Here is a 15974-nt window from a genome sequence, read left to right as displayed (position 1 = left end):
CGCGGCTACACCTCCGCCATCCCGGTCGCCCACAGCGCGAACGCGTAGACGATCGCGACTTCGTCGAGCCGGTCGAAGCGCCCCGACGCGCCACCGTGGCCGGCGCCCATGTTGGTGCGCAGCAGGACCGGACCGCCGCCGGTCATGGTGGCGCGCAGGCGGGCGATCCATTTGGCGGGCTCCCAGTAAGTGACCCGGGGATCAGTCAGTCCGCCCATCGCGAGAATCGCCGGATAGTCCTTTGCCGCGACATTGTCATAGGGCGAGTAGGACAGGATGGTGCGAAAATCCTTCTCGCTCTCGATCGGGTTGCCCCATTCGGGCCATTCCGGCGGCGTCAGCGGCAGCGTGTCGTCGAGCATGGTGTTGAGCACGTCGACGAACGGCACCTCGGCGACGATGCCGGCGAACAATTCGCCCGCGCGGTTGGCGACAGCGCCCATCAGCATGCCGCCGGCCGAGCCGCCATGGCCGACGATGCGCTTGGCGCTGGTGTACTTCGCGTCGATCAGCGCGCGGGCGCTGGCGGCGAAATCGTCGAACGAGTTGGTCTTCTTCTCGCGCTTGCCGTCGAGATACCAGCCCCAGCCCTTGTCGGCGCCGCCGCGGATATGCGCGATGGCGTAGACGAAGCCGCGGTCGACCAGCGACAGGCGGTTGGCATTGAACGAGGCCGGCATCGCCATGCCGTAGGAGCCGTAACCATAGAGCAGCAGCGGCGCCGCGCCGTCGAGCTTCAAGCCGCGGCGATGGAGGATCGAGACCGGCACTTCGGCGCCGTCCTGCGCCTTCGCCATGATGCGGGTGGTGACGTAGTCGGCCGCATTGTGGCCGGACGGGATCTCCTGGCGCTTGCGAAGCACGCGCGTCCGCTTTGCCATGTCGTAGTCGTAGACTTCCGACGGCGTCGTCATCGACGAATAGGCGAAGCGCAGATTCGTCGTTTCGAATTCGTAGGAGCCCATCGTGTCGAGCGAATAGGCGGCCTCGTCGAAGGCGATCGCATGCTCGTTCCTGGTGGCGAGATCGCGGATCACGATCGACGGCAGTGCGTTGGCGCGCTCCAGCCGCACCAGATGGCCGGCGTAGAGGTCGAGGTCGATGATGTAGATGCCGGGACGATAGGGGATCAGATCGCGCCAGTTCTTGCGTTCGGGGGCGCCAAGCGGCGCCGTGACGATCTTGAAGTCGATGGCGTCGTCGACGTTGGTGAGAATGAACAGCTCGTCGCCGCGGTCGGCGAGCGAATACTGCACGCCTTCCTCGCGCGCCGCGACCAGGCGCGGCGGCGCCTCGGGGTTGGCCAGATCGATCAGCCGCTGCTCGCTCGTTTCATGGTCGCCGCCGGCGATCACGCAGAAGCGGCCGCTGGTGCTCTCATGCAGATGGGTGAACCAGCCGGAATCCTGCTCCTCGTACACGAGCGTATCGTCAGCCTGTTTGGTGCCAAGCTTGTGCCGCCACACCTGCATGGGCCGATGATTGTCGTCGAGCTTCACATAGAAGAAGCTCTTGCCGTCCTTGCTCCAGACCACGCCGCCGTCGGTCTCCTCGACGAGGTCGTCGAGATCGTTGCCGCTCGCCCAGTCGCGGACGCGGATCGTGAAATATTCCGAGCCCTTGGTGTCGGCGCTCCAGGCCTGCAGCTTGTGGTCGTCGGAGTGGCGGCTGCCGCCGAACTTGAAGTATTTGTGGTCCTTGGCGAGCGCGTCGCCGTCGAGCACGATATGCTCGTTGCCGCCGTCGCGCGGCATGCGGCCGAACAACTCGTGCTGTCCGCCCTCGCGAAATCGACGGAAATAGGCGAACGGTCCGTCCGGCGACGGCACGCTGGAATCGTCCTCCTTGATGCGTCCGCGCATTTCGCGCACCAGCGTCTTCTGCAGCTGAGCGGTGTGGCCGAGCAGGCTCTCGGTGTAGCCATTCTCCTCGTCCAGATATTTGCGGATGTCAGGGTCGAGCACTCCGGGGTCGCGCAGCACCTCCTGCCATTTCGCGTCCTTGAGCCAGGCATAGTCGTCGGCAACGGTGATGCCGTGGTGGGTGAAGGAATGCGGCCGGCGCGGGGCGACGGGCGGCAGGGAAGGTGTCTTGGCCTGGGTCACTCGATCCTCATTCAACTGCGTGTTCCACCTTATATCGTCCCGATTCCGCGAATTGCCAGCGCTGCGCCAAGGATGCGCCCGGCCGCCGGGTTGTTGGCGGGGCGCTTGTGTGCTTTGAGGGGCGATCATCCCGCCGCCGGTCCAGCCTGATGCTGTTCAATTCCTACCCGTTCATCCTGCTGTTCCTGCCGATCGTGCTGGCCGGCTATTTTGGGCTGGGCCGGCGCAGCAATCTCGCCCCGGTGATCTGGCTGGCGCTGACCTCGCTTGCCTTCTACGCCATCGGCAACTGGCAGTTCGTGGCCCTGCTGCTGATCTCGATCGCCTTCAACTACGGCATCGGTCATCTTCTCATCGTGGCGAAGCTTGGCCCATCACGACGAAAAGCGGCACTTGCTCTCGGTGTTATCGGCGATCTCATCGTGCTCGGCATTTTCAAATATGCCGGTTTCGTCACCGAAAACGTCAACGCGCTGGCCGGCACGCACTTTGCAATCCACATCCTGCTGCCGGTCGGCATCTCCTTCTACACGTTCACCCAGATTGCCTTCCTGGTGGATGCCTATCGTGGGCAGGTCGCGGCTTATGCGCTGCCGCATTATGCGCTGTTCGTGACGTATTTTCCGCATCTGATCGCGGGACCGATCCTCCACCACAAGGACATGATCCCGCAATTCGAGCGGAAGGATACGAAATATCCCGACGCGCACCTGATCCTGTGCGGCGTGATCATCTTTGCGATCGGCCTGTTCAAGAAGACCTGCCTTGCCGACGGCATCCAGCCGCTGGTCTCGCTCGCTTTCGAAGCGCGCTCGCCGAGCTTCGACCAGGCCTGGCTTGGCGCGCTCGCCTACACGTTCCAGCTCTATTTCGACTTCTCGGGTTACTCCGACATGGCGATCGGGATATCGCTGACGTTCGGCATCTTCCTGCCGGTCAACTTCAACTCGCCCTACAAGGCGACCAGCATCGTCGAGTTCTGGCGCCGCTGGCACATGACGCTGTCGCAGTTCCTGCGTGACTATCTCTACATCCCGCTCGGGGGAAACAGGCGCGGCCGCCTGCTGCGCTACGTCAACCTGATGATCACGATGCTGCTCGGCGGGCTCTGGCACGGCGCGGCGTGGACCTTCGTGGTGTGGGGCGCGCTGCACGGCGCCTATCTCTGCGTCAATCATGCCTTCAATGCGCTGCTGCCGAAGGGCCCATCGGCGCTTGCGTTTCCGGGGCGCGTTGCAGGCGGAGCGTTGACGTTCCTCGCAGTCGTCGTCGCCTGGGTGTTCTTTCGCGCCCCCAGCGTCGAATGGGCGCTGCGGGTGCTCCGCGCCATGGCTGATCCCTCCAACGTCGTCTTCGGCCGCGAGGAGATCGCGGCATTGGTGCTGGTTGCGATCTATGCCGCGCTGGTGTGGCTGGCGCCGAACACGCAGAGCATCATGGGCTATGACCACGGCAACCGCCGGGTCGGCGAAGATATGCGGGCAGGGCGCATGCGGCCGCTGGTGCTCTATGGTGCGTCGCTGGTTCTCGCCTTCGGCATTCTGGGCATCCAGAGCCACAGCGAATTCATCTATTTCCGGTTCTGATGCGCGGCACCTTCTCACATCTGAAGCGACTTCTGCTCGCGAGCGTCGCCTGCGTCCTGGGCGCGGCCGTGCTCACCTACGCCGTCGATCCGCTGCAACTGTTTCGTTCCTCGAAGCAGGCCTTTTATTCCGACGACACGCGCGTGCAGAACGCCGGGCTGATCCGCAGCCAGTCGTTCGACACCGCCTTCATGGGCACCTCGCTCGCGATCCACTTTCGCCAGAGCGACATCGATCGCGTGCTCGGCGTGCACTCGCTCAAGCTGGCCATGACCGGGTCCAATTCGCGCCAGCAGAGCTTCGTGCTGGAGCAGGCGATCGAACGCGGCGCCCGGCGCGTGATCTGGGAGGTGGACGATTTCATCTTCGTCGATGCCGCCGACATCGAGGCCGATCCCTATCTGTCCGTCGATCTCTATCGCCGGACGGCCAAGGGTATCGCGTCCTATCTGTTCAGCGCGGCCATGGCGAAGGAGTCGCTGTTCGCGCTGCTGCGATCCACCCCGCCGCTGCGCGAACTGCTGACGCGGGCGGCGCCGTATCTTCCCGTCAAGTTCGCGCTGGCCAACGCCGACGACATCTACGCGCTGCCGCGGGATTTCGACATCACGCGCAACTACAATACGGAGCAAGCGCTGGCGTCCTTCGCCTACATCACCGCGCCCTCGCGCAGCCGCTTCCTCGGCGAAGGCTATGACCGTGACGCCATGATCGGGCATTTCGAGCAGGATGCCGTCGGCCTGATCACGCGCCATCCGGACGTGACCTTCGACATCTACTTCCCGCCCTACTCGATCCTGCAATTCGTCGCGATGCGCGATGCCTCGCCGGAGACGCTGAAGATCGTCATGGATCTCACCGCACGGATTGCGCGACGCCTGACGCGGCTTCCCAACGTACGCCTGCACGATTTCCGCGCGATCAAGGCGGTGACGCACGACTTGAGCAATTACGGCGACGTCATCCACCATTCGCCCGTGGTGGATGCGAAGGTGCTGCAATGGCTGAGAAGCGGGGAATATCGCGTCGACCCCAACGAGCCGCTGGCATCGCTGAACGAGCTGAAGGCGCAGGTAGCCGCATATCGGTTAAAATAACGGCATCGGCCCGGCCCGCGGGGGCGGGCCGATGCCTGAGTGCCCTACGCCCCGACTTGCTCGCCGAGATACGAGACCGCCGCCTCGAGCCCGCCCTTGCCGTGCGGGATCTTGAGCGCGTTGAGGCCGACCTCGATGACGCCGAGCGTGCCGAGCAGCATCGGCGCGTTGACATGGCCCATATGGGCGATGCGGAAGGCTTGTCCCGAGAGGTCGCCGATGCCGGTGCCGAGCACGACGCCGCATTTTTCCTTGCAATAGCGTTGCAGCAACGCGGGATCGTGGCCGGTGGTCATGGTCACCGTGGTCACGGTGTTGGAGCGCTCGCTGGCTTCGGCGACGTTGAAGCCGAGCACCTGGCCCTCCGTCCATGCACCGACCGCGCGGCGCGTGGCTTCGCCGAGCAACGCGTGGCGGCGGAACGCATTCTCCAGCCCTTCCTCGTGCAGCATGTCGATCGCCTTGCGCAGCGCGAACAAGAGATGCACCGGCGCCGTACCGGCATATTTGCGATAATTCTCGGTGCCCTCGCGCTCGCTCCAGCTCCAATAGGGCGTCGACATGTTCGCCTTCCTGTGGACTTCCTGCGCGCGCGCGCTGGCGGCCACGAAGCCGAGACCGGGCGGTGTCATCAGGCCCTTCTGCGAGCCGGACATCGCGACGTCGACGCCCCATTTGTCCATCTCGAACGGCATGCAGCCGAGCGAGGCGACGGTGTCGACCATGTAGAGCGCGGGATGGCCGGCCGCCTTGATCGCCTTGCCGATCGCCTCGATGTCGTTCTGCACGCCCGAGGCGGTGTCGATCTGGACGACGACGACGGCCTTGATCCTGTGCTCGGTGTCGCGGCGCAGCCGCTCCTCGACCTCATGCGGCCGCACCGCGCGGCGCCAGTCGCCCTTGAGCACCTCGACCTCGGCGCCCATCAAGGCTGCTGCATTGCCCCAGCCGATCGCAAAGCGTCCGCTCTCCAGCACCAGCACCTTGTCGCCGCGCGACAGCACGTTGCTCAGCGCGGCTTCCCAGGCGCCGTGGCCGTTGGCGATGTAGATGTAGGACTTGCCCCTGGTCGAAAACAGTTTCGAGATGTCGCGGAGCAGGCTCTCGGTCAGGTCGAGCATCTCGTTGGAGTAAATGTCGATCGCCGGACGATGCATCGCCTGCAGCACCGCGTCGGGCATCGTGGTGGGCCCGGGGATGGCCAGAAATTCCCGGCCCGCGCGAACGGTCATTGCTATCTTCCTTGTGTCGTGAAGACTGTCTGGTGGGTCGCTGTAGCAACACTTTTACGCGGCGGCGAGGCCTGAGAAAAGCGCACAAAACGCAGGTCTGGGGCGGCTTTTTGTTTTGAGCATGGTCTTGTCGGAAAACTGCGCCACACTTTGCGCCAACGCGGCCCTTCGGGTCCGGACCATGCTCTATCTCTTGGTCTCGCGGCAGCCGGCGGCCTCCGCTTCCTCGACCGAACAGAACCAGCGGGTGCCCTTGCTGATCTTCATCTTGATCTGGGTGTACCAGCGGCTGGTCCGGGTGTGGTAGATGCACTCCCCGGACGAGTTGACGTTGCCCTTGATGGTGCAGTCCGGCGAGGGCGCGACCGGCCCGGAGGCCGAGGCGAGCAGTACCGCATGGGCGCCCGCGGGCGGCTTGGTGGCGCCGAGGATCGCGGTCTTCTTGTTGCGCACGCGCCAGTCCCAGGGGGCGATGAAGGCACCCTGCCACATGCCGGCCTTTGCCGCACGCGCGGCGGCTTCGTCCGCCTCGTAGTCCTTCGAGAGGCGGACAAAGGCCAGCGCCCAGCCGCTGCGCACCAGCCATTTCTGGATGTCCTCGCCGCCCACCTCGCAACGCGCCACGGTGCGGCCGCGCCGGTCGACCGAGCGGGCATGACAGACCCAGTTTTTGCCTTCGGTGTACTTGGCGAGCTCGTCGCGCGCGGCGACGCCGCAGGTCCAGCGCTCGCTCTTGGTGTTGAGGCAGAGCTGATCGACCTGGGGCGCGTCGATGCCGCCGAGCCGGATCCGCGTGTTGCCGATCATGACGGAATCGCCGTCGCGGATCTTCGCGGTGCCGGTGATGTCGGCGGCCTGCACCAGCGACGGCAGACCGAGCAGAGACAGCGCAATCAGGAATTTTCGCAACATGCCGGTCCGCGTGTAATGAAATCTCGATAGAGGCGCGCAATTGTGGTCGGCTTTTGGCCTCTCGGCCAGCATATGCCGAACACGCAGGCTTTCAACTTCCCGTCATTGGTCGAACACCGCTCGTGCAGCGCACCGCCGAAGCGGCGCTGCGCTGCGTCGGGGCACGAGAGCCAATCTCACCCCCGCGCCATCGCCCGCTTCGCCACCGCCAGCCCCATCAGTACGAACGCCGACGTCACCTCCGGCCCGCCGACCAGGATCCGCGTCGGGGTCTTCATCTTGTTCCATTCATAGGCGCGGAACGGGCCGCGGCGGCCGCCTTCGCCGATGGCCGCGACGATCACGTTCAGCGCCGGCGCGAAGGCGCGCGGGTCGGCGCCGAGGTGGCCGAGCGCGATCAGCGCCAGCGCGGCGTCGAACACGTTCATCTCCGCCGCCATCAGCTCACCCTTGACGTAGGACAGCACGCGATGGCGGATGAAATCGAAATCGCCGGAGGGATCGATCGCGGCCTGCGCGCTGAGCGGCAGCGCGAGGAAGGCCGCATAGCAACGCCCGAAATAGGCGCTGTAGAGCTCGGGCAGATAGTAGATGTGCGAGCGCGGATTGGCGAAGGCGCCGCTCGCCGCCAGCCGCTTCTGGAAGCCGATGATGCGGTGCACGGTCGCGAGCCGCGCCGGCGTCTCCAGAATTTTCCAGCGCGCCAGATTGCGAAAGCTCACCTCGAGAATGTCGAGGTTGAGCGTCGGATCGAGATCGTTGCCGTACGGGCGCTCGCCTTTGAGGTTGTCGATCCAGGTCGCAACGCCGCCTTCGTAGTCGATGTGGTCGTTGAGCGGCACCGTGACGCGCGGCTCGTTGACGCCGGCATGCACCTGGTAGCCCGCATAGAAATCCAGCAGCGGCTGGTCGATGATCGGATCGGTGCAGCCGGCCTGCGTCGCCGCCGAGATCGAGCAGGCCGTGGTGTCGCAGTCGGGCACGTAGACGCCGAAGCCGAGGTCCTGCTTGATCTGGGCGAAATAGCGCGAGAAGCGCGGATGCGGCGCCGGCGCCAGCGCGGTGATGACGTTGAAGCGCGCGCCGCCGCTGCCCTCGACCTCTTCGCGGCTGATGTTGACGCAGAAATCGACCATGTCGGCGATCGCGCGCTCCGCCGCTGTCTTGTCTTCAAGCGAAGCCAGCCCGGTCTCGACGTAACTCAGCAGCGCCTCGATGAAGAACGCGTCGTAATAGGCCGAGCGATGGCGGATCTGCACCGGCTCCCACATCGGCTCGGCAATCCCGCGCCAGGGCGGATTGACCACGGCGCGCGCGGGCGAGCGCGCGATGAAGACGCGGGCGAGGTTGAACAGCAGCGAGGAGTTCTTGTAGCCGCGCGCATTCAATCCCGTGAGCGCCATGATCAGCTCGCGCCCGCGGACGTCAGGATCGCCGATCAGGTTGAAGGCCGCATAGGTCGGCAGGAAGCCGTTCTTGCGATAGGAGCCGATCAGATGCTGTGCGCAGTCGCGGATGACGCCGTCGATCTGTGCCTGCGACGGCGCGGAGCCGGTGAACATCGCCGGCGGCGGTTTGGGATGGTCGAGCGCGATGGTGTCGACGAGTTCGGCGATGGGTGCGCCGACCGCGGCCCAGTCGGGTTCTGCGTCATCGCGAGCACGGACCAAAGCCGCGCGCAGCCGGGCGAGCTTGGCCTCGTCGCGCAGCTCGGGGAGGCCGGCCCGGCGCAGCAGCACCCGCAGCGCGGGATTGCCGAGCGCGGTCTTGTAGAACTTGGCCAGATGCGGATCGCCGCTGGACGGACCGGACAAGACGGGATCGCAGACGTCGTAAAGCGAGGGGCCGTCTTTCCGCGCCGTCAGCGCCCGGCACGCGGCACCTGCGAAATAATGAAGGCTCATGAAATACCTGGTCGCGGGGGACTTTCGCAGGGGCCAGGCGAGGACCCACCCCCTGCAAGTCGTTGAAAAAGCTACCCGGATTCGTGGGAAATAAAAACGTGACTAAGGTCACATAAAAACCCGGCACGGAAGCTGCTTGATCGCTCCCCGGAAGCCTACGGGAATACCAAAAAAGGAGAAATCTGGACATGGAAATTAACTAATAAATTCATCGGCTTAGATCAAATTTTTGACGATCTATTGCCCGGCCGGTGATCTCAGGTTAAGGGTTTGTTTGGTGCGGCGCCGCAAATTGCGCGCAATTCGGGGGCACTCCCCGGCCAATCCCTCAAACCTAGAGACGCCATCGCGCTACTCAAACAGTGTGCGCGCGCTTGGCAGGCCTTTGGCACTGACAGGAATGAACCGAGATGAATGTAAGGCAGCTCGACATTTCCAGACGCTCGATTGCCCTCGCCGCAGCCCTCATCGGCACGGTGTCGCTGGCGATCGGCGCCCATGCTGCCCTCAACATGCGCGCGCTCGACGCCGCCAGGGCCGTTTCGACCGACCAGGTCACGGGCTCGGTCGGCCAGACCTCGCGTCTCGCGCTCGTCATCGGCAATGGTCATTATCCCGACGCCAATGCGCCGCTGACGCAGTCGATCAACGACGCACGCGCGCTGTCGTCGTCGCTGCGCAAGAACGGTTTTGACGTCGACATGGTGGAAGACGCGAGCAGGGACGACATGGTCCGCGCCGTCAACCGCCTGAAGTCCCGGATCAAGCACGACACCGTCGTCATGCTGTTCTTCGGCGGCTACGGCGTGCAGGCCGGCCGCGAGAGCTACATGCTGCCGGTCGATGCCGTGATCTGGAAGGAGAGCGACGTTCGCCGTCAGGGCGTTTCGATCGAGGGCGTGCTCGAGATGATGAAGGAGCGGGGCGCCAAGGCCAAGCTCGTCGTGGTCGATGCGTCGCGTCGCAATCCCTATGAGCGTCGCTTCCGCTCCTATTCGCACGGTCTCGCGCCGATCGGCACGCCCGACAACGCGCTGATCCTCTCCTCGGCTTCGCCCGGCAAGGTCGTCGACGACGGCAAGGGCGAGCATTCGACGCTGGTCGGCGAGCTCCTCAACAATCTCAATGCGCAGGGCAGTGCCGAGAGCGTCTTCAACAAGACCCGCGTCGCCATCGCCCGCGCCTCCGAAGGCGACCAGGTGCCGACGGTGTCGTCCTCGCTGCTCGAAGACGTGCACTTCGACCGGGCCGGCGGCTAGTTTTTCCGAAGGATTGCCAAGTCTCGTGCCCCCGGACGCGGCGCTTGATGCGCGACGCTGAGCCGGGGCCCATTCCTTTGAGCCTCTCGTTCGGGAGAGATGGGTCGCGGCGCTGCGCGGCAGCGTTACTCGGCTGCAGCGCGTCCGGGACACGAGAGACCTACTTCGCCGCTTCCGCGGCCATCACCGGGCGCACCGGATCGCCCTCGCGCAAGAGCGCGCCGGCGCGGGCGACGACGATATCGCCTTCGTTGAGGCCGTCGCGCACCTCGATATTGCCGCCCGACATCAAGCCGATCTCGACGCGCTTGGTCTCGACGCGATTGCGGCGGATCACCTGCACCACGGTGCCTGCGGATGAATATTGCACGGCGGTCAGCGGCACCGCGACGTTGCAGCTCTGCCCGGTCTTGATCAGCGCGCGGCCGCTCGCATTCAGCAGCAACCGCTTCTGCGAGGAGATGCCGATATAGACCATGCCCTGCTGGATGTTCGGCTCGACGGTCGGACCGATGCGGCGCACCTTGCCGTCGATATCGCCGGCACCGGCAATGCGCACGGTGACCGGCTGGTTGACCGCGAGCTTCCTGACGTCATTGGTCGCGACCAGGCCGACGAGGTCGTATTCGCTGCGCGCCACGATGGTGAACAGCGCCTCGCCCTTGGCCGAGGCAGGCGCGCCGATCTGCGCGGTCGAAGTCGCAATGACGCCCGCCACGGGCGCGGTGACCTGAAGCGTGCCGCCTTCGGGCAGCGCCAGCCGCGCCAGAACCTGGCCGGCCGTCGTGGTCTCGCCCGCCTCCGCCAGCACTTCCGTCACCTTCAGCCCCGGACGTTCGGGCCGCACCGAGGTTTCCTCGCGCGCGATGATCGAGCCGGTGGCCTCGACAATGTCGGAGAAGCAGGACTTTGCCGCCTTCAGCACCGTGACCGCAGGCCCCTTCGGCGCGTCGTCATCGGCAGCTCCGGCCGGACATGCGCCGAAGACGAGCACTCCGGCGACGGCTGCGGGACACAGGCTTCGGACGACGGTACGGGGCAAATGACGCATCGGAAATTCCACGGGGCTACGCCTCCAATCGATAGCAGATGGCAGCGGTGCGGACTACGGCAGCGTTGTCCCGAGGCAGGATCGCCGTGCCGCCGCGCGCTGCTGCGGCAAGTCCTTGATTAGTCGCGGGAATGGAAATCGGGTTCGCCGCCGGCCAGGCCGCGCGCCGAACTCGGCGAGGTCGGTGCGGCAATCACGGTCTTCTCATCTGCCGGAACCGGCTATATGGAGCTACAATCCGGAGTAGCGCGGCATCGCGGCTCCACAGCTCATGGTCGGGTGGGATGCAAAGGTTCGTTTGCGAGCAGAACATCGTTCATTTCGAGCGGTTGCTCAATGAAGCGACCGACGCAACAGTCCAGCACACCGTGCGCGCCCTGCTGGCTTCAGCGAAGCGTCAACTGGCGCTGCTGAACTCGGCTGCATCAGGTGCCGACACGACGCCCTTGGAACAACACCGGCGCCAGCACGCCGACGCGGCAGCGATCCGGCGGCAATTCAAGCCCGAGTTCGACGGCTCGCCGCATCCCTACATGCTGCTGGACCCGGGGCCCGGCCTGTCGATCGTCGACGTCAACGACGCCTATGCGGCGGCAACCTTGATCAGCCGGTCCGACGTGGTCGGCCGGTCGCTGTTCGAGATCTTTCCCGACAATCCCGACGATCCGCTCGCCGACGGTGTCAGCAATCTCTACAGCAGCCTGAGGATCGTCGGCGAGACCGGGCGCGCCCACGCCATGAAGGTCCAGCGCTACGACATTCGGGATCCGAGCGGTACTTTCGTCGAGCGCCATTGGCAGCCGATCAACTCGCCGATCCACGATGCCGCCGGCCATTTGGTCTATCTGCTGCATCACGTCGAAGACGTCTCGGCGCAGGTGGCCGCGAGGCCGTAGCGATCCGTCAGGTCCGGCGCTCGCCGAGCAGCTTGCCGCTCAACCGATCGATCAGATGCAGGCGCGTGCAGGCCGGACAGGATACCGGCACGTGCGTGCGATCGGCAGGCTCGTCGCCAAGCCGATGCTGCACGTTCATGCCGGTCTGGGGGCACTTGAAGACAATATGACGGTCCATCGGCAGTGATATGACGCCAAGGCCGCCCCCGCGAAATTCCGGATGTTTACTTAGGTCAACCGCCCCAATCCCTCACTTCAGCGTCAAAAACTCCACCCAGTTCGGCTTCTTGCCGGTGGCGTAGGATTTCAGCTTCGCCAGCGCGCCGCTGGTCTGGTCGATGGCATAGACCGTCATGCCGTCGGAGAGTTCGCCGACCGCGGCGAGGTAGCGGCTGGTCGGATCGATGTTGAAGCCGCGCGGCTGCTTCTCGGTCGGCACGCTGCCGATCGTGGTCAGCTTGCCGCTGGTCGCATCCACCTTGTAGGCCGTGAGCGTGTTGGTGGTGCGCTCGGAGGCATAGAGAAAGCGGCCGTCCGGGGTGATGTGGATGTCGGCGGCCCAGGGCTTGCCGGTGAAGCCTTCAGGCAGTGCCGTGGTGCGCTGGATCTCGCCCCAGGCCCCGCTTCTGGCCTCATAGCTGTACGCCGCGACGTCGCCGTTCAGCTCGTGGACGAGATAGACGAACTTGCCGTTGGGATGGAAGACGAAGTGCCGCGGCCCGGATTTCTCCGGCGTCTTGATCGCGGGCGGATCGTTCGGCGTCAGCGTGCCCGCGGCGGCATCGAACGCGAAGCTCAGCACCTGGTCCGAGCCGAGATTGGTCGCGAACACGAAACGGTTGTCGGGCGAGGGCAGGAAGGCGTGCGCGTTGAGCCCGGTCGGGATCACCTGCTTCGGCTCGGCGACGACGCCGTTCGGTGAAAGCGGATTCAGCGCGACCTTGTTGCCGCCATAGGAGGCGCTGAACAACACCTTGCCGCCGCGGTCGACTGCGATGTTGGCCATGCTGTCGGCGAGCGGCCCGTTGCCGATAGGGCTGAGCTGGCCGGTCTTGGGATCGATCGCAAAGCTCACCGCCTGGAACGGCTGCGAGCGGACGCCGGCAATCAGCACGCGATGGTCGGGCGTGATCGCGAGCGGCGTCGAGGCGCCGGGCTTGTCGACGCCGGTGAAGGCGGCGGTCTGCACCGGCGTCATCTCACCGTTGTCGGCGATCTTGAACACGCTGATGTCGTTGGAGTCGGCATTGCCGACATAGGCGAAGGTTTCGGCCATGCCCGCACGGACTCCGGAAACGAGGGCAACAGAGGTGACGAGAGCGGTGAAGAGAGTGGTGGCGATCGCGGCGCGCGATGCGAGGCGTGTCGGTCTGGTCAAGGACGTCCTCCTGCCGGTGTGGCGTTGTCGTTTTGCGGCGAAGGATAGCGGCTCGTGCCGTCGGGCACCAAATTTCAGATGGGATTGATCGATGCCGAAATTGGATTGATCGTTACCGCATCGACGCCGTCAGGTCGCGCGAAGGCAGATGCGGGCCGGCCGCGTGATCGGGCGGGCCGAGCACGGTCCACACGGCGACGGCGACCAGAGCCGAGGTCAGGATGGTCCAGGCGACGAGTTGCTTCCGCATCGGGCCAATCCGTGGGTCGAAGGTTCGATGCGCCCAAGGCGCGCCGACCATCGTGCACCGCAAAATGCGACCGCTCTATGAACTCGTTCACAGGGTTTTGGAGATGCGGCTGTCGTGGCAAAGCGCCACACGGTCAAACCGGTCGCAAGGTCTCGCCGACCAACGCCTGATAGCGCTAAGCTTCGTCTGCTCCTGCACTAGCGCAGGCCTGCCTGTGGGATCGCCAAGGAACGGCCGCCTCCTCCTGCCGTTAGCCCGGTCTTGCTGGCGGAGGACGTCGCAGCGGAGGCTGGCAAAACGGAGGCTGGAAAGTGTTTTGGATTTATTGGGACACCGCCTGGTCGCTCATCATCAGCGGCATCATGTTCGCAACCATCGTCAGCCATCCTGACGCCGAGATTGTCGAAGTGCATGCGGCCAAGCCTCGGATGTAAGCTTTCGCCCTATCGGGCCGTCACGCCATCCCATCGCCGGCTTTGCCCGAGTCGCAAGTCCGCGGTTTGAGGTCCGGATTGGACTTGCCATCGGTTTCCGGACCTCGTCCGCCGCGATCATTGCACCATCGATGCCGCGATCTTCTCCGCCGACATCAGCACCGGAAAATTGGTGTTGGCGCACGGCACCACCGGGAAGATCGAGGCGTCGACGACGCGCAGGCCCTGAATGCCTTTGACGCGGCCCTCCGTGTCCACCACCGCCATCGGATCGTCGGCCCGGCCCATGCGGCACGAGCAGGAGGCGTGCCACACGCCGATGGTGGCCTTGCGCACGAAGGCTTCCAGCGCCTCGTCGTTGTTGATGACATCGTCGAAGGTGAAACCTTCGACCACGAAATTGTCGATCAGATAGTGGCGCAGCGCCGCCGGTCCATCCATCAGCGTCGCGGCGATCTTGGTCAGGATCTTGTTCCGGGTGTTGACCACGCCGATCTTGCGCACCTTGTCGGTGTAGGCGGCCGGGAACGGCTTGTCCGTCACCTTCTTCACGATGTCGCTCATCTGGATGGCCGCCATCTTGCGGAAGCCGCTCATCAGCCGCTCGAGGTCGCGCCGGTCGGACAACAGGTTGAACTCGACGACCGGCTCGGTCGTGGGATCGCGCGAGGCGAGCTTGACCTGTCCGGTCTCGGAATAGGTCTTGTTGACGAAGGTGAGCAGCGAGCCGATCTGCGCGCCGACGGCATGCCAGGCCGATTTGGAGAGCAACACGACGAACATGTCCCCCTTCGGCACGCCTTCGAGGCCTGACGAGTAACGCAGGCCAAGCTGCATGTGCCGCCGCGTATGCTCATTGTCGGTCATGCGCGCGCCGCGACGGACGAAGGACGACAGCGAGATCGAGGGATGATCCATCAGACGCTGGCCGACGCCTGCGAGCCCCATCAAGACCGGAATGCCCAGATCCTTGAGATGGCCGACCGGGCCGATACCGGCGCGCAACAGATGCGCGGGCGAATGGATCGCGCCGGCGGAGAGGATGATCTCGCGCCCCCGGAATTCCTGCTCGCGTCCGTCGATCACAGCCTTCACGCCGACGCATTGCGTGCCTTCGAACAGCAGCTCCCTCACCTGCGTGTTGGTGGAGATCGTGAGGTTGGCGCGCTTGCGGGTGTCGCGATCGAGATAACCCATCGCGGCCGAAACGCGCTGCTCGGCCTGGTTGGAATGGGTCACCGGAAAAAAGCCGTCGACGAACTCGCCGTTCTGGTCGGGCAGATATCGATGGCCGGCCTGCTGGAAGGCATCGGCGAACGCCTGGGAATGCTTCGTCCAGTGCTCCCTGGGAATTCTGCGCACGGGAATGCGGCCGTCCTTGCCGTGATACGGCCCGTCGAAATCGAGGTCGCGTTCCACCTTCTTGAAGAAGGGCAGCACGTCGGCCCACGACCAGCCCTCGGCGCCGCGCGCCTGCCATTCATCGTAGTCCGTCGGTGCGCCGCGGTTGGCCATCTGGCCGTTGATCGAGGAGCCGCCGCCGAGCACGCGTGCCTGCTCGTATTTGCGCAAGGGCGGACGGCTTTCGTTCGGATTGTTGTGGCTGACGACCTGGGTCGTGACCTTGAGCTCGGTCCAGTGGAAGCGCGGATCGAAATAGGCGGTGCCCGGATAGCTGTCCCTGATCTCGGCCGGCTCGTTGCCGGGTGGTGTGTCCTGTCCGGCTTCGCACAGCAGGACCTTGTTGGCGCTCTTGGCGGAGAGCCGGTGGGCCAGCACGGACCCCGCCGAGCCGCCGCCCACGATAATGTAGTCGTACACGATTGGCGTTTCCTCTTGTTCTTGTGACAAGAGGGTAGCGTGGTTTCAT

The 15974-nt window shown here is 64.9% G+C and carries 14 protein-coding genes; 5 read left to right on the top strand and 9 right to left on the bottom strand.

Going from position 1 to position 15974, the window contains the following annotated elements:
- Positions 1-5: 5 nt before the first annotated feature.
- Positions 6-2105 carry a S9 family peptidase gene (locus tag QY049_RS26090; protein ID WP_258767102.1) on the bottom strand — a complete coding sequence of 700 codons (2100 nt, stop codon included), beginning with the start codon at positions 2103-2105 and terminating at the stop codon, positions 6-8.
- Between the two features lie 149 nt (positions 2106-2254).
- Between QY049_RS26090 and QY049_RS26085 the strand changes: the two genes are divergently transcribed.
- The gene (locus QY049_RS26085; protein ID WP_258764601.1) at positions 2255-3691 is read left to right on the top strand and encodes an MBOAT family protein; all 1437 of its coding nucleotides are present in this window, start codon (positions 2255-2257) and stop codon (positions 3689-3691) included.
- Complete coding sequence (locus tag QY049_RS26080) at positions 3691-4788, top strand: hypothetical protein (RefSeq protein WP_258764602.1); 1098 nt, start codon at positions 3691-3693, stop codon at positions 4786-4788. Before QY049_RS26085 ends, QY049_RS26080 begins: the two co-directional genes overlap by 1 nt.
- A 44-nt stretch (positions 4789-4832) precedes the next feature.
- Here the strand turns inward: QY049_RS26080 and QY049_RS26075 are convergent, their stop codons facing one another.
- The 3 genes from QY049_RS26075 to QY049_RS26065 form a co-directional block, all read right to left on the bottom strand.
- Entirely contained in the window at positions 4833-6020 is a 1188-nt protein-coding gene (locus tag QY049_RS26075; RefSeq protein ID WP_258764604.1) for an alanine--glyoxylate aminotransferase family protein, read from the bottom strand.
- A gap of 186 nt (positions 6021-6206) precedes the next feature.
- A complete protein-coding gene (locus tag QY049_RS26070) occupies positions 6207-6932 on the bottom strand; it encodes a thermonuclease family protein (RefSeq protein WP_194479022.1) in 726 nt (241 codons plus the stop codon).
- 176 nt (positions 6933-7108) lie between these two features.
- The gene (locus tag QY049_RS26065) at positions 7109-8836 is read right to left on the bottom strand and encodes a hypothetical protein (RefSeq protein WP_258764605.1); all 1728 of its coding nucleotides are present in this window, start codon (positions 8834-8836) and stop codon (positions 7109-7111) included.
- A gap of 410 nt (positions 8837-9246) precedes the next feature.
- On the opposite strand from QY049_RS26065, the gene QY049_RS26060 reads away from it, so the two are divergent.
- Complete coding sequence (locus QY049_RS26060; RefSeq protein WP_258764606.1) at positions 9247-10095, top strand: caspase family protein; 849 nt, start codon at positions 9247-9249, stop codon at positions 10093-10095.
- Positions 10096-10255: 160 nt separating this feature from the next.
- Here the strand turns inward: QY049_RS26060 and QY049_RS26055 are convergent, their stop codons facing one another.
- Positions 10256-11146: an efflux RND transporter periplasmic adaptor subunit gene (locus QY049_RS26055; RefSeq protein WP_258764607.1), complete on the bottom strand. Its 891-nt coding sequence runs from the start codon at positions 11144-11146 to the stop codon at positions 10256-10258.
- Positions 11147-11430: 284 nt separating this feature from the next.
- On the opposite strand from QY049_RS26055, the gene QY049_RS26050 reads away from it, so the two are divergent.
- The gene (locus QY049_RS26050; RefSeq protein ID WP_258764609.1) at positions 11431-12042 is read left to right on the top strand and encodes a PAS domain-containing protein; all 612 of its coding nucleotides are present in this window, start codon (positions 11431-11433) and stop codon (positions 12040-12042) included.
- 7 nt (positions 12043-12049) lie between these two features.
- Here QY049_RS26050 and QY049_RS26045 read toward each other — a convergent pair whose 3' ends face one another.
- From QY049_RS26045 to QY049_RS26035, 3 genes are all read right to left on the bottom strand, one after another.
- Positions 12050-12181, bottom strand: coding sequence for a hypothetical protein (locus tag QY049_RS26045; RefSeq protein ID WP_258767128.1), 132 nt, complete (start codon positions 12179-12181; stop codon positions 12050-12052).
- Between the two features lie 111 nt (positions 12182-12292).
- Positions 12293-13384 (bottom strand): beta-propeller fold lactonase family protein, encoded by a 1092-nt coding sequence (locus tag QY049_RS26040; protein WP_258767103.1) that lies wholly within the window; start codon positions 13382-13384, stop codon positions 12293-12295.
- A gap of 148 nt (positions 13385-13532) precedes the next feature.
- The gene (locus QY049_RS26035; protein ID WP_258764610.1) at positions 13533-13670 is read right to left on the bottom strand and encodes a hypothetical protein; all 138 of its coding nucleotides are present in this window, start codon (positions 13668-13670) and stop codon (positions 13533-13535) included.
- Between the two features lie 311 nt (positions 13671-13981).
- On the opposite strand from QY049_RS26035, the gene QY049_RS26030 reads away from it, so the two are divergent.
- Positions 13982-14104 carry a hypothetical protein gene (locus QY049_RS26030; protein WP_256442496.1) on the top strand — a complete coding sequence of 41 codons (123 nt, stop codon included), beginning with the start codon at positions 13982-13984 and terminating at the stop codon, positions 14102-14104.
- A gap of 117 nt (positions 14105-14221) precedes the next feature.
- Here the strand turns inward: QY049_RS26030 and QY049_RS26025 are convergent, their stop codons facing one another.
- On the bottom strand, positions 14222-15925 hold the full coding sequence (locus QY049_RS26025) for a GMC family oxidoreductase (RefSeq protein ID WP_258764612.1): 1704 nt from the start codon (positions 15923-15925) through the stop codon (positions 14222-14224).
- Between the last annotated feature and the right edge of the window lie 49 nt (positions 15926-15974).

The sequence above is a fragment of the Bradyrhizobium sp. WYCCWR 13022 genome, assembly GCF_030435535.1.
Taxonomy (GTDB): domain Bacteria; phylum Pseudomonadota; class Alphaproteobacteria; order Rhizobiales; family Xanthobacteraceae; genus Bradyrhizobium.
Note: the sequence above shows the minus strand (reverse complement) of the source record. Positions and strands in the feature narration are given on the sequence as shown.